The sequence below is a fragment of the Haloferax sp. Atlit-109R genome, from assembly GCF_003665865.1.
GTDB classification, from domain to species: domain Archaea; phylum Halobacteriota; class Halobacteria; order Halobacteriales; family Haloferacaceae; genus Haloferax; species Haloferax volcanii.
The window spans coordinates 155,133-169,209 of the sequence record NZ_QPLO01000004.1; the positions used below are offsets into that span (position 1 = coordinate 155,133).

13 protein-coding genes and 2 pseudogenes are annotated in these 14,077 nt (G+C 60.8%); 12 read left to right on the forward strand and 3 right to left on the reverse strand.

The annotated features are described in order from the left end of the window. Positions 1–220: 220 nt before the first annotated feature. Both DVK03_RS18590 and sfsA read left to right on the forward strand, forming a co-directional pair. A pseudogene (locus DVK03_RS18590) lies at positions 221–798 on the forward strand (ribonuclease H). 68 nt (positions 799–866) lie between these two features. Beyond that, complete coding sequence (gene sfsA / locus DVK03_RS18595) at positions 867–1,610, forward strand: DNA/RNA nuclease SfsA (protein WP_233521839.1); 744 nt, start codon at positions 867–869, stop codon at positions 1,608–1,610. A gap of 200 nt (positions 1,611–1,810) precedes the next feature. Here the strand turns inward: sfsA and DVK03_RS18600 are convergent, their stop codons facing one another. After that, entirely contained in the window at positions 1,811–2,128 is a 318-nt protein-coding gene (locus DVK03_RS18600; protein ID WP_115803488.1) for an RPA12/RPB9/RPC11 RNA polymerase family protein, read from the reverse strand. Positions 2,129–2,845: 717 nt separating this feature from the next. After that, complete coding sequence (locus tag DVK03_RS18605) at positions 2,846–3,628, reverse strand: IclR family transcriptional regulator (RefSeq protein ID WP_004043195.1); 783 nt, start codon at positions 3,626–3,628, stop codon at positions 2,846–2,848. 505 nt (positions 3,629–4,133) lie between these two features. On the opposite strand from DVK03_RS18605, the gene DVK03_RS18610 reads away from it, so the two are divergent. The 9 genes from DVK03_RS18610 (at position 4,134) to DVK03_RS18650 (ending at position 12,930) form a co-directional block, all read left to right on the forward strand. Next, entirely contained in the window at positions 4,134–5,231 is a 1,098-nt protein-coding gene (locus DVK03_RS18610; RefSeq protein ID WP_013035128.1) for an ABC transporter ATP-binding protein, read from the forward strand. Between the two features lies 1 nt (position 5,232). Beyond that, positions 5,233–6,033 (forward strand): creatininase family protein, encoded by an 801-nt coding sequence (locus DVK03_RS18615; RefSeq protein ID WP_013035219.1) that lies wholly within the window; start codon positions 5,233–5,235, stop codon positions 6,031–6,033. Positions 6,034–6,187: 154 nt separating this feature from the next. Beyond that, positions 6,188–7,459 carry a sugar ABC transporter substrate-binding protein gene (locus DVK03_RS18620; RefSeq protein ID WP_115803489.1) on the forward strand — a complete coding sequence of 424 codons (1,272 nt, stop codon included), beginning with the start codon at positions 6,188–6,190 and terminating at the stop codon, positions 7,457–7,459. 9 nt (positions 7,460–7,468) lie between these two features. Further along, on the forward strand, positions 7,469–8,407 hold the full coding sequence (locus DVK03_RS18625; protein WP_115803490.1) for a carbohydrate ABC transporter permease: 939 nt from the start codon (positions 7,469–7,471) through the stop codon (positions 8,405–8,407). Beyond that, positions 8,404–9,249: a carbohydrate ABC transporter permease gene (locus tag DVK03_RS18630; RefSeq protein WP_013035053.1), complete on the forward strand. Its 846-nt coding sequence runs from the start codon at positions 8,404–8,406 to the stop codon at positions 9,247–9,249. Before DVK03_RS18625 ends, DVK03_RS18630 begins: the two co-directional genes overlap by 4 nt. Positions 9,250–9,293: 44 nt before the next feature. Next, positions 9,294–10,442 carry a hypothetical protein gene (locus DVK03_RS18635; RefSeq protein ID WP_115803491.1) on the forward strand — a complete coding sequence of 383 codons (1,149 nt, stop codon included), beginning with the start codon at positions 9,294–9,296 and terminating at the stop codon, positions 10,440–10,442. A gap of 41 nt (positions 10,443–10,483) precedes the next feature. Continuing rightward, the gene (locus tag DVK03_RS18640) at positions 10,484–11,650 is read left to right on the forward strand and encodes a mandelate racemase/muconate lactonizing enzyme family protein (protein WP_004043202.1); all 1,167 of its coding nucleotides are present in this window, start codon (positions 10,484–10,486) and stop codon (positions 11,648–11,650) included. Positions 11,651–11,701: 51 nt separating this feature from the next. Further along, complete coding sequence (locus tag DVK03_RS18645; protein ID WP_115803492.1) at positions 11,702–12,544, forward strand: SDR family NAD(P)-dependent oxidoreductase; 843 nt, start codon at positions 11,702–11,704, stop codon at positions 12,542–12,544. 11 nt (positions 12,545–12,555) lie between these two features. After that, on the forward strand, positions 12,556–12,930 hold the full coding sequence (locus DVK03_RS18650; RefSeq protein WP_004043204.1) for a RidA family protein: 375 nt from the start codon (positions 12,556–12,558) through the stop codon (positions 12,928–12,930). Between the two features lie 200 nt (positions 12,931–13,130). Here DVK03_RS18650 and DVK03_RS18655 read toward each other — a convergent pair whose 3' ends face one another. Continuing rightward, the gene (locus DVK03_RS18655; RefSeq protein WP_115803493.1) at positions 13,131–13,778 is read right to left on the reverse strand and encodes a bifunctional 4-hydroxy-2-oxoglutarate aldolase/2-dehydro-3-deoxy-phosphogluconate aldolase; all 648 of its coding nucleotides are present in this window, start codon (positions 13,776–13,778) and stop codon (positions 13,131–13,133) included. Between the two features lie 138 nt (positions 13,779–13,916). On the opposite strand from DVK03_RS18655, the pseudogene DVK03_RS20350 reads away from it, so the two are divergent. Beyond that, positions 13,917–14,048: pseudogene (locus tag DVK03_RS20350) on the forward strand (sugar kinase); the annotation flags it as partial. Between the last annotated feature and the right edge of the window lie 29 nt (positions 14,049–14,077).

Consider the following 14,077-nt stretch of genomic DNA (forward strand, 5'->3'; position numbering starts at 1 on the left):
GTCCGATACCGGGGCTCCCGCTCCGACTCGCTCGCGTCGGGCATCGTCGGGACGGGTAGGCGGGGCTCAATCGATACCTCACTCCCACGACGGAGCACTGAGGGAATTATCCCACTCGACGACAGAGGTGAGGTATGCAGGTGTTCAACGAACCGACGAACTCACCCGGGAGCGAGGATGGGGGACCCGGAAACGGAGACCGGAACGAGGTGGTGCCGGCGTGAGCGGAGAACCGCTCCCCTCCGAACACCTCTCACCGCTCGCCACGCTCGTCGACGAGGTGCTCGCAGGCGTCGGATACAAGATGGCAGTTGCCACCGAACTCATCGACGACGCGGTCCCCGGATACGACAGCCTCCTCGACCCCGCAACCACCCCGGCGGAGTTCCGTCAGGCACTCGAAGATCTCCTGTCCTCAGATCGCAGCCGTCTATCCGTCCCGGAGCCGACCGACCGCTCGTTCGTCCTGTACGTTGGTGGCTCGTCTCGATCGCCCCGTCGGATCTCGGGCGGGGAACAACACCACGGAGTACGTCGCTCTCCAACTTGGCCTCTTCAAACTATAGCTCGCTACGAGCCACAGAACGTAGCGGTTTGAATCGAGTCGATGACCGTCATCCGCGATGTCTGGGATAGTAACGACTCGGCAGAGCCCGGCGTCGAGACGTACGGCAAGGCCACCGCCACGGCGCTGGCTCGTGTTCCGAACCACTGGTACGAGCATCTGGCTGACAGCGACCCGAACCTGCCGATGCGCTGGCGACGGTCGGGTCCGATATCGCAAATCTCGGAGCCTGATAAGGGCCGGAAGAGAGACACGCCCCGACGACCCGAGAGCTTTCACAGACTCGAAGCGAACGATTGGTATCCCCTCGGCCGCATCGTATCCACAACACATGGACCCACTACTCACAATCGACGGCGAGTTACTCACCGGAACTATCGTCGACCGACCGAATCGGTTCGTCGTCCGTGTTCGGTTCGAGGACGCCCCTGAGCGCGTCTTTCTCGGAGACCCCGGTGCCCTCGAAGGCACGGTCGAGCCGGGAAACGAGATTCTCTGTTCGCCGGTTGACGACCCGGAGCGTGCGACGGACTACGACGCCATCACCGTCCGCGTCGACGGCGTGTACGTGAGCGTCCGCCCGGCGTTTGCGAACGACCTCTTCGAGCGCGTGCTCGCCCGCGATGCAATCCCCGCGTTCGCCGGGTACAGTTGCCTGAAACGCGAGCCTGTACTACCGGAGCACGGCCGGACAGATTTTCTCGTCGAGACGCCGGCCGACGAGACCGCCTTCGTCGAAATCAAATCTTGCACGCACGTCGAGGACGGCGTCGCCATGTTTCCCGACCGCCAAACCGAGCGCGGTCGGCGCCACCTCCGGAGCCTCGAAGCGCTCTCTGAAGACGGCCACGAGACACACGTCGTGTTCGTCGTGCAGCGACCTGATGTCGAACGTTTCCGCCCCTACCGAGCTGTCGACCCGGAGTTCGTCGACTTACTCGCCCGTGTACAGGAGATCGGGGTGGGCGTACACGCGATTACGACCTCGTTCGACCCGCCTCACTACTCACTTCGGAACGACAACCTGCCAGTCGACATGGGATGACGAGCGGTACGCTCGGTGCTCGAACAGTGTTCATTTTGTACCTATATCCTGAGTTCTGTATTACAGAAGGCCCTTGTTTGGGTGTATTTTTGTCACTGGTCGCGTGAAATGAATATCTGAGTCTTGCTGAACTCCCCCTCTATATTCAGCACGCTACATATGTCCGGCCCAGAGGATTTCAACAGAGCCAGAACCACTGCTCAAGACTCGCGCCACTTGTGGCCGCACTCGACACATGTGAACAGCCGAACCTCGTAGGAACCTCCCGGTTTGGGCATCATCTGGTACTGGGCCCGGTCACTGTCGCAGTCCTCGGCCGGACAGGACTCCTGCATAGTCTCGGAGGTGTCTTGGGTTGCGTCGGCCACGGTGGGTGTGCCGTTGTTTTGCTGTCCATCTTGAATCGACATTGCTGCTTCCGCTTGCGAGTCCCGTGGCTCTTTGTGCTCACAAGAGCGACACACCCATGTCTCACCTTCCGTGTGCATTATCGACCCGCATTCGTCACAGAATTGCATATTGGAGAGAATACAGGGGGTGACGGATATATGTTTTAATTTCCGCTTCGTCGTGGCTCTCAGGCAGCTGTTTGTGGTGGCTGTTTCGGCCGAGTCTCGATGCCCGCCCATTGAGGAGTTCGTCGTCGCGTTATGGATAGTTTCACTCTTGAGAGCAGCAACGATATCCGAGCGATCGAATTGCCCCGGAGTTGGAACGTCGATGGCGAGCGGAACCCGGTGCGCTCTACCAGTGGTTTGGTGAGTGAAATCACACTTATCTCGGAATCCCTTATCTTGTGTGTATTGTTCAATCTTTAATTTTCTAACCACCGTCTATGAATACTCGAAACTTGGCAAGTCATGCTGATGAGGGAGCCCCGTGAGCTGTAAGTAGTCGCGGGTTGTATTTATATGCAGATATGTGTAGAAAAATAGGTTCATATCCGACTTTGAGGGGCAACTTAGAACAGGAAGCACTGGATGTGAGGATGGCTATGTACCGAACCGTCTACCAGACAGTCGATCTAGCAGCGACCCTGAGATAGTTATCTCTGCATATGTCTATAATATTCACAATACTTGTTGTGGAAGTGTCCATCTTGAGTATAGTCGTTTTATCTGTTCGCCCGCTCGGAAAGTCGGTGAAAACTCCATGACGAGTGATATCCGTAGCAGCACGCCGTGAGAAATTACAGACATAGTTCCGTAATCTATTCTCACGACGAGCGCGGGTCATCACCCGTCTATGGTCGTGTACTCGGAGTATTGGTTACGAACCTCGAGTTCGTTTTTGCTGTACTGCAGTACGTTCAGTAGCTCCGACATGTAGGTGGGTGTGAACCGGTCTCGGGGGCCGGTCACGCCGATAGACGCCTTGACATCCCCGTTCTTATCGAGAAGCGGAACGGCGATGCCTCGAATACCGCGGAGATGTTCCTCGTCATCGATGGCGTACCCTCGTTCACGGACCCGCCCGAGCGAGTCTTCGAGTTCCGCCAGCGAGCTAACGGTCCTGTTCGTTCCCGACGGGAGACCGTGTCGTTCGACGATTTCCGCCCGGCGAGCCTCGGGGAGGTACGCTAAAATCGCCTTTCCGAGCGAAGTCCAATGCATCTCCGTGCGATTCCCGATCGGAATCTCGTCCGCCGCGGCTTTCTTCCCGGTGCTTCGATATAGAATGACCCGTTTCCCGTTTTCTTCGACCGCAGCGCCGACTATCTCGCCCGTCACTCGGCTGAGCTCTTCGACCTTATTTCTGAGCAGTCGAGCGATATCGATCCGCTGCCGGATATCTCCGCCAACCTCGAGAAAGCGAAACGAGCGACGGTACTCTCCAGCGTCTTTGACGACGAAGCCCCGCTCAATGAGCGTGTTGAGGTGGACGTAAATCGTGCTTGCCGGAATGTCGACCGTCGACGCGAGTTCCGAGAGGCCGGCCGGTTCGACGCCGCTGAGGGCATCGAGAATCTCGAACGTCGTTTCGACCGCGCGTATTGTTTTGACGTCGCCATCGGACATGCTACGGTCTTTTCCACACTCGGTGAAAGTATTTTCCCCCTGTTCAACTGCCATTCAACTCTCTCGAAAAGAAAACTTCGAGTGTTTACCACAGAAAAAAGTACATCGAGTAACACGCTATTTTTACCTCGTGTTGACACGTATTTTCCGAGCGCGTCGAATCCGGGAGCGAAACCACGTCCCGTGAATAGGCCGAGATACCGGTTGAGAAGCCCTGTTCGATGAATGTTAACGGTAGTATAAGCGTACGTCGATATTCTGCATTTTTGACCGTGTTGAATACGAGGTACCGACAGTGGTGACCTTGCGGGGGATTACCACCGTGTCCCTCGGTTAGACGCAAGGGAAGTCGAGAACCGATGACTGGACAGGCGCTTTACCCGACGTCTGGGGTGTCGAGAAGATCGCAGCGGCCCCGGATGCGATTCAACACGGTTGGGAGCGCGTCGTTCACCTCCATTACCAACATTTATTATGCGGGATTGAGGAGTAGTCTTCAGCCGACATGAGCCAGGTAAGACTATCGAACGTGAGTAAGGAGTACGATGGGGGTATCCTCGCCGTAGAGGGGTTGGATCTCACCGTCGACGACGGGGAGTTCGTTGTCGTCGTCGGGCCGTCCGGTTGCGGGAAGTCGACGACGCTCAGGATGGTGGCTGGGCTCGAGACCGTCACCGGCGGTGAGATCGCCATCGGCGAGCACGTCGTCAACGACGTGCGGCCGCAGGACCGGAACATCGCGATGGTGTTCCAGTCGTACGCGCTGTACCCCCACATGACCGTCCGCGAGAACATGTCCTTCGGGTTGCGTCTCGCCGGGGAAGACGACGACGAGGTCCGAGACCGCGTTGAGGACGCCGCCGAGATGCTGGAGATTTCGGAGCTGTTAGACGACCTCCCGAAACAGCTCTCGGGCGGTCAGCAACAGCGGGTCGCGCTGGGGAGAGCTATCGTGCGCGACCCGGACGTGTTCCTGATGGACGAGCCGCTTTCGAACTTGGACGCCAAACTCCGGACGCAGATGCGGACGGAGATACAGCGGATTCAGGAGGACCTCGGCGTCACGACGGTGTACGTCACTCACGACCAGACAGAGGCGATGACGATGGCCGACCGTATCGTCATCCTCAACGACGGCAAACTCCAGCAGGTTGACCCCCCGGAGCGCTGTTACGACGAACCCAACAACGAGTTCGTCGCCGGATTTATCGGGTCGCCCTCAATGAACTTCTTCGAGGTGACCGCAACAGACGACGACGGCGGCGTTCGCTTCGAATCCCCGAGCTTCGAGTTCACACTGGATGTCGACGTTCCCTCTGGTGAGTACACGCTTGGTGTCCGACCGGAAGATTTCACGCCGGACTGCGAGGGAGGCTACGTCGAAACAGTCGTTGATGTCGTCGAACCGGTCGGTTCGGACAACTTCCTCTACCTGCAGACGACCCACGGCTCGTCCGAGGTCGTCGCGCGGGTCGAAAGCGAGCTCCGGCCGGCTGTCGGGGACGAGATAACGCTCGGGTTCGACGTGGACGACATGCATCTCTTTGGTAGCGACGGCGCGCGCGTCGCGGTGAGTGAGACACGACTGACGGACTCCGCCTGACATGATGTATGATTCAATCGGACGACGCGAGCACGAGTGGGCAGGATTGACCGCGGCTGAGGTCCGAGAGGTGGGAGCGAAACCGGGGTCGATTCTGGTGATTCCGGTGGGGAGCATCGAACAGCACGGCGAACATCTACCGGTCGTGACCGACTCGCTCTTGGTTGAGGCGATGGTCGATTCGGCGGTTGAGCAGACTGACGGTCTCCCCGTCGTCGTCTCGCCGACCGTGTGGAGCGGGTTCTCACCGCACCATCTCACCTTCGGCGGGACGCTGTCGCTAGACTTCGAAACGATTCGCGCGACGCTCGAGGACATCGCGCACACGGGGCTTCAAAACGACTTCGACGCCGTGTTGTTCGTCAACGGCCACGGCGGCAACGGCCCTCTCATTGGGTCCGTCGTCAGCACGGTCGGCGTCGAGACCGACGCCGAGGTGCTCGGAACAACCTACTTCGAGCTGGCGACTGACCGAATCGAGGCGCTTCGGGATACCGAAACCGGCGGGATGGCTCACGGTGGCGAGTTCGAAACGTCGCTCATGCTCGCGGTCCGACCCGACCTCGTCGGCGATTCCTCCACCCGGAACGGTGAACCACTAAACGAGTCATACCGTTGGAGCGGACAGGACCTCCTCGACGGGGGCTCAGTGAGTGTCTACCGGTCGTTCGACACGTACTCCGAGACGGGTGCCATCGGGCTCCCCGAGGAAGCGAGCGCCGAGAAGGGAGAGCGGATTCGGTCGATTATCGCCGAGGAACTCGCCTCGCTGCTCGATGCGGTTCACGAACAGAACGCGTGAGACACCGATAACGATAATGACAATAAAATATGGATAAAAACAATTATATATGTGGGGCAAATTGGTAGCGATGATGCGAGAAAATACCACAGAGGAAGCTAGCGGACAGACTCTGGACCGTCGGCGGCTCCTTCAAGCGCTCGGCGCTGGTGGCATGATCGCCATCGCCGGCTGTACCGGCGGCGGGGACGGAAGCGAAAGCGGCTCCGACGGCGAGGGCAGCGGTGAGGGTGGGGGAGACACCCAGAGCGTCCAACTCCTCACAATGGGTGTCGGTGACAACATCAAGCAGTTCTTCGAGGAGAACAACGCCGCCTTCGAGTCAGAGTACGACGTTGACGTCGAGTTCACGAGTGTAACTTGGGACAACGCACGGCAAACTGTGAACAACCGAGTCGACGGCGGACAGGCCCCGGACGTGAGCCGTTGGCCCGCTCGGTGGATTCCGCAACTCGTCGGGAAGGACGCGCTCGAACCGGTCGACGATCTAATGGACGGCAAGTTCGGCGAGAAGTTTGCCGAGGGAGTCGCCAACGGCACGATGTACAACGGCTCGCACTACGGCGTTCCGTGGGCCGCATCGAACAAGTGTCTCTACTACAACAAAGACGCGTTCGAGGCCGCCGGTCTCGACCCGGGAAATCCGGCGCTGGACACGTGGGAAGACATGCTCTCGGCGGCGAAGGCCCTCACCGAGAGCGACGAGGTGAGCGTCCCGGCACTCGGCCTCGCCGGCGCTGACGCCATCGAGACGGGGTCGCAGTACTACCACTACCACTGGTCGCACGGTGCCGACTTGGTCGACGACGAGGGGATGCCCGTCGTCAACTCCGACGGCGCCGTTGAGGCGCTTTCGTTCTACACCGACCTCCATCTCGAACACGGCGTGACGCAGTCTTCACCGCTTTCGTCGACCCGACAGGACATCCGTCAACTGTTCGAGAACGGCGACCTCGGGATGGTCATCGGGCACGTTTACACGGGGCTCAACATAACCGAGTCACAGGAGAACGGTGAGGTTGACTTCGATTACGGTATCGTCCAGGTCCCGAAGGGCCCTGCGGGCCGGTACAGCCTGTTCACTATCGACACGCTGGGCATCTTCAGCCAGAGCGAACATAAGGACGTCGCGCGAGACCTGATTCGCTTCTACTTCGACGAGGAGCGCCGCTTCCAGTACTCGAAACAAAAGGGCTTCCTCCCGGTCGTCGAGGCGGTCGGCGAACGGGAGTACTTCTCCGAGTCGAAGAACTGGGGGCCGTTCGTCGAGGCGGGACAGTACGCCCGTGCTCGGCCGAAACTCAGCAATTTCAGCCAGTTCAACGACCGGATGGTCCAAGCGATACAGGAAGCGCTCGCCGACCAAAAGAGCCCGCAGAAGGCCTTGAACGACGCCCAGAGTGACCTCGAAGACGCGATGAACTAATGCAACGATATGAGCCTCGCTGAAGAACATACCCAGACAGGCGACGATTCGCGGCTATCACAGTCCGCCGCGCACGTCAAGCGGAACCGCCGCGCATACCTTTTGATAGCGCCTGCTGCGTTATTTCTCGTCGCCGTCGTAGGGTACCCGATACTGGAGACGTTCCGCCTGTCGCTGTATCGCTCTCCCGCCGATTCGACTATCGAGACGTTCGTCGGGTTGCAACACTACGTCGACATCCTCAACAGCGACATCTTCTACCGTCTCCTCTGGCAAACGGGGCGGTGGGTCGCGGTCGGCGTCGCCGGTAAGACGTTACTCGGTCTGCTCATCGCAGTTCACCTCAAGGGCGACATTCGGGGTCGGAAGTTCTTCCGAACGGCGTTCCTCATCCCGTGGGGAATTCCGTACGCCATCTCTGCGGTCGTCTTCCGGTGGATAGAACATCCACAGTTCGGCTATCTCAACGCCATTCTGCTCAAACTCGGCGTGATAGAGCAGGGTATCGGAATTCTCGGGAACCCCGACATCGCGTGGTTAGGCGTCGTCGTGGCGGATATCTGGATCGGCACGCCGTTTATGGCGATCATCTTCCTTGCGGGTCTGCAGTCGATTCCGCAGGATCTCTACGAGGCCGCGGCCATCGACGGGGCTGAGCGGTGGCACCAGTTCCGATACATTACGCTCCCACAACTCAAGAGCGTCATCCTGATGGCGACGCTCCTCTCGACGATTTGGACCTTCGTCAGTTTCGACACTATCTGGACGATGACGGGCGGCGGTCCGATTAGCACGACCGCGACGCTGGTGATTCACATCTACCAGGTCGGCCTGCAGAACGGGCATCTCGGGCTCGGTGCCGCCTACAGCGTCATCGGGTTCCTGCTGTTGCTCCTGTTCGCTATCGTGTATCTCAGAGTCTACACCCGCGGAGGTGAGGAGCTGTGACGATGGCAGGCCACGACGAGGGCGGACTGCGCCGAGTCAGAGTCTACGGCATGCTCATCGCCCTACTCGGGATAATGATGTTCCCGTTCTACGCGATGTTCTCCAGTACGTTCAAACCGGAGTCGGAGATATTCTCCGCACCGGCGACGCTCGTGCCGTCCCAGCTGTCTCTCGGGGCGTACGTGGACGTCTGGACGCAGACTGACGTGCTCCTCTGGATCGCCAACAGTTTCGTCATCTCGCTCGGAACCGTCGTCCTGACGCTTCTGCTCGCGATCCCCGCGGCGTACTCCTGCGCGCGGAATGACTTCGTGGGCAAGCGGACGTTCCTGCTCGCCGTCCTCGTCGTCCAGATGTTCGCCCCCGTGGTTCTCATCGTGGGACTGTTCGACGTCATCAGCCGGCTCGGACTGTTCAACACGTACCTAGCCGTTATCGTCCCCGCAGCGGCGTTCACCCTCCCGTTCAACATCTGGATGCTCTACGGCTACTTCAAGACCGTTCCCGTCGAACTGGAAGAGTCCGCCCGCATCGACGGTGCCAGCCAGTTACAGGTACTCACGAAGATTGTTCTTCCGTTGACCAAACCCGCGCTCGTCGCCAGCATCACCTACACGTTCCTGTACGCGTGGAACCGGCTCCTGTTCGTGCTGACGTTCCTCACCGACAGCGGGAAGTACAACATCCCGCGCGGGGTCTTCTCGATGGTCGGCGCGCTTCAGACTGACTGGCGGATGATGCTCACCGTCTCGGTCATCGGTATCATCCCACTCCTCGTTCTGTTCGCGTTCCTTGAACAGTACATCGTGGCGGGGATGACCGCCGGCGCAGTCAAGGAGTAACGACCCTCCTGTATATTTATTATCGACCCGCGTGACGACCTGCTATGGAGTTCGCTATCTGGGCGTACCCGTGGGACGTGCTCGACGCGGGACCACGAGAGACGGGCGCTCGCATCGCCGAACTGGGCGTCGACGAGGTGACCCTCGCGACGAACTATCACGCCGTACAGGCGTTCGCGCCGCACAACCCGAAGCGGCGGACCTTCTTCGCACGCGCGAGTTCGTACTTCCGCCCTGACGGCGGCTACGGCCGCCTCGAACCGATTCCGTACGAAGGAATGACTGGTGATTGGGTCGCTGGAATCGCCGACGGTCTCGAGAACGTCCGGTTGAACTCGTGGACGGTCGGCTGCCACAACTCGCGGCTCGGGATGCGCCATCGAGACGTGACGCTGACCTCCGCGCACGGCGACGACCTCGTATTCGGCCTCTGCCCGTCGAACCCCGACGTACAGGAGTACCTCACCGGACTCGTCCGCGACCTGACCGACTCGGCGCACTTCGACCGAATCGAACTCGAGACCTTCGACTACTTCTACGGGACGGGGTTCGGTTGGCACCACCAGAAAATTCACGCTCAGCTGGGAACGCTCGGTGAGTTCCTCTTCGGACTGTGCTTCTGCGACCACTGTCGGGGGACCGCGTCGGATGCGGGCATCAACGTCGAATCAGCTCGAGAGACCGTCGCACAGACGCTCGACGAAATCGTCGATGGAACCGTTCCGCACGGCCTCTCGCCCGAGCTATGGCTCCGCGAGCACGACGCGGTCGCCGACTACGTCGACGTACGCGAAGAAACGCTGGCGACGCTCTACGCGGACCTGTCCGCGGCGAGCAGGTCGACACCGCTCGGATACTACGTCGGCGCGCCCGAACCCGGCCGCGAGTGGATGGTCGGGGCCGACCTCGACCAGCTGTCCGAGCACGTCGACTACTTCTGTCTGCCGGCGTACGAGTCCTCACGTGAGGCGGTGATGAACGCCTATCGAAGCGTCGATGCGGTGACCGATGACGTACCGTTACACGTCGGCCTCCTCCCGGGCCACCCGGCGATACACGACGGCGACACGCTCGTCGACATCGTCGACTCACTCCGGGCCGTCGACGTGCCGCGGGTCTCGTTCTACAACTACGGACTGCTGCCCGAGCGGTCGCTGTCGTGGATTCGGGAGGCCACGAACGAGAGTCTGTAACAAACGATACTTTCATACTGTCGCCCCCTACAAGCGTTTGTATGGAGATAACCGACGTGACAGCGGTTACTGTCGACGTTCCGCTGACGAGTACCGACGAGCATCTCGGAATCGCCCCGTACACCACGAATCACGGCGAACTCGAATCGATGGAGCGCGTGCTCGTCCGCGTCGATACCGACGAGGGTATCGAAGGCTGGGGGGAGATGCGCGTGTTTCTCTCGCCGACGGCGACCGAGTCGCTCATCGAAGACGGTATCGGACCGATGGTCGTCGGTCAGTCGCCGTTCGAAATCGAACGCCTTCGCCGACAGGTGTTCGTCGAGTACACGAACGTGGATATGTTCTTTTCCGCCGTCGAAACGGCCTGTTGGGACATCGTAGGGAAAGCGCTCGACCGACCCGTGTACGAACTGCTCGGCGGCTGGACCGCGCCGACCCAGAGCACGCTCCAGCACAGGTCCCACGTGGCCGACGGCACCCGGAACCCCGGTCCAGTCCCGGTCGCGTTCTGCCTCGGAATCCTGCCGCCCGAGGAGTCTCGCGTGAAAGCCCGAGAGGCACTAGACGCGGGGTTCGACGTGCTCAAGACGAAAGCGGGGAGGGACTGGCGACAGGACGTTGCGCGGATCAAGGCGATGCACGACGAGACGGACGGACAACTGGAGTTCCGACTCGACCCGAACCAGGGCTGGACACTTGATCAGGCAGTTCGCGTCGGCGCGATGCTCGAAGACGAGGGAATCTACCTGCAGTACCTCGAACAGCCGATTCGGGTGGACTCCCACGTGTCGCTCGCACGGTTGCGACAGCGCCTTCGGCAGCCCATCGCCCCGAATGAGGACACCTACGTGCCACACAACATCTCTTCGCTCGTCGAGGCCGGCGCGATGGACGTGGGCGTCATCGACCTCACCCCGGCTGGCGGCATCAGCGGGATCCGGCAACAGGCCGCGATACTCGAAGACGCCGGCGTGCCGTTTACCCACCACTGTGCATTCGACCTCGGGATTCGAACCGCGGCAATTCTCCACGCCGTGAGCGGGATTCCGGGCTTTTCACTCCCCCCGGACTCGACGTACTACGCGTGGGAGGGCGATGTCATCTCGGAACCGTTCGAAGTTGAAGACGGCTGTCTCCCCGCGCCGCTCGGGCCCGGACTCGGCATCTCGGTCGACCGAGACGCCGTCGAAGCGTATCGAATATAGTGCAACACCATAGCAAGGTTGAATAGCTCCGACCACATCGGTGCGCACGCTATGGTTGAGTTATCACTACGAGACCGTCCGGCAATCGTAACCGGTGCCTCTCGAGGTATCGGTCGCGAAATCGCGGCGCGATTCGCGGAGGCTGGCGGAGATGTCGCCATCTGCTCGCGCTCGTTGGACGACGTGAGACCGGTCGCAGAGGAGCTCACCGCCGCACACGACGGCCGGGTCGTTCCGGTCGAATGCGACGTAACCGACCGCGACGAGGTTCGAAGCCTCGTCGATACCGTACTCGACGAGTTCGGCGAGGTCAAGGTTCTGGTGAACAACGCGGGCGGGTCAGACGAGTCCGCGAACGTGGCGCACCGCTGCGACGAGGAGACGTTCGAGCGGATGGTCGACCTGAACCTCAAGAGCCAGTTCCTCCTGAGCAAGGAGGTCCTCCCGGCCATGGTCGCCGCCGGCGGAGGTTCGATGATCCACATGGGCTCGGTCAACGGGCTCTTCGGCATCGGTTTATCCGGCTACTCGGAGGCGAAAAGCGGTCTCCTCGCGATGTCGCGAAACATCGCGGCCCACTACGGCCAACACGGTGTTCGCTCGAACGTCATCTCCGCAGGGACGATAGAAACCGCGAGCAGGCGCGAGGAGATGGAGAACACAGAGGGCCGAACGGGCGATTCGAACGCGCGCGAAGGCTGGCTCGACCAGTACCCGCTCGGTCGCTTCGGGACACCGCGTGAGGTCGCGGACACCTCGCTGTTCCTCGCATCGGAGCTGTCCAGTTTCATCACCGGCGAGAACGTCGTCCTCGACGGCGGCCTCACAACGAGTCTCTCGACGTCGTTCATCAATGAAGTGTACGACGCGGACGAAGTACCATCACGACGGTAACCACATCAACGATGAAAGAACTAACCACAGCGGACGCACCGGACAGCATCGGACCGTACTCGCAGGGTGTCGTCTCGGGCGACAAACTCTACGTCTCTGGACAGGGACCTGTCGACCCCGAAACGGGTGAAGTCGTCGACGGGACGCCGGCGGAACAGACGATGCGAACCCTCGAGAACGTCGAGGCGATTCTGGAGGCCGGCGGATCGTCGCTCGCAGACGTGGTGAAAGCCACCGTCTTCCTCAAGGACATGCGCTACTACGACGAGGTGAACGAGGTTTACGGCGAGTATATGTCGGCACCGTATCCGGCACGGAGCGCCGTCGAGGTCGTGAAACTCCCCGTCGACATCGACGTGGAGATCGAGGTCGTCGCCGAGCGGTAACGCGCCGAGTCAACGACTCCGAGAGCACGTCCCGATCGTAGGTGAGAGCGGAAGCCGACGGCGCAACACCGCGTCGGGAGTGACGACGCTACCTTCCCACGGTCCCGAAGCGACACAGACTGTCGGGTTCCGCTTTCGTTTTGTGTAGTTCAGAACGGGTGACTCCTCGGTTGTCGCGGCCGTCGGAGCCAGTCGAACTCCTACTCCGACCGTGCGGCCTCGACAGCCTCTCTGAACACGCGAGCGTTCGCTTCGATAACGTCGAACTCGCCGCAAGCGATAGCTTCGGTGTCGACGATGGAGCTCCCAACGCCGACGGCCGTCGCGCCCGCATCGAAGAACTCGTCCACGTTGTCCAGTCCGACCCCGCCGGTCGGGACGGTCGGAATGTGTCCGAGTGGGCCACCGAGCGCCGAGATAAATCTCGGTCCGAGCGTGTCGGCGGGGAACACTTTCACCATGTCCGCGCCGGCTTCGAAGGCATTCACGGCTTCGGTCGGCGTGGCGATACCGACGAGCGAGGGTACACCGTAACGATTCGCGGTTTCGACGACGCCCTCATCGAACGACGGCGTGACGATGAACTCCGCACCGGCGAGAGTCGTCGCCCGCGCCGTCTCCGCGTCGAGGACGGTCCCCGCGCCGATGGTCACCTCGTCGGCCGCGAACGACTCAGACACGTCTCGAATCATGTTGAGGACGCTTTCGGTGTTCGCGGTTATCTCGACCGTCGAAACCCCGCCGCGGCGGAGCGCGTCAACCGTCTCGATTGCCGTCTCGGGGTCGGTCCCTCGGATGATTGCGACGATACCCGACTCTGCGATTCGCTGGGCGGTGGAAGCGACCATACCCGTAGCAGGATGACCCACGGCTTAACCTTCGGGGTCCGCGACTGCCGGGGTGCAAACTTCGTCCAGAGAGGAGTCCTTATCACGCGACTCCGCGACGTTCGAGTATGCAAAACCCACCCCGACGGAGTGGATACTGTGACGCCTGAATTGGTGACCCCCGGCGAGACGATGGTTCGCCTGTTATCTCCGAGGGGAGGCCGCTTAGAGACGAGTGACACGCTGCGGTTCAGCACCGCCGGGGCGGAGTCGAACGTCGCAATCGCGGCGTTGGGGTCGTAACCGGGACGACGCCGACG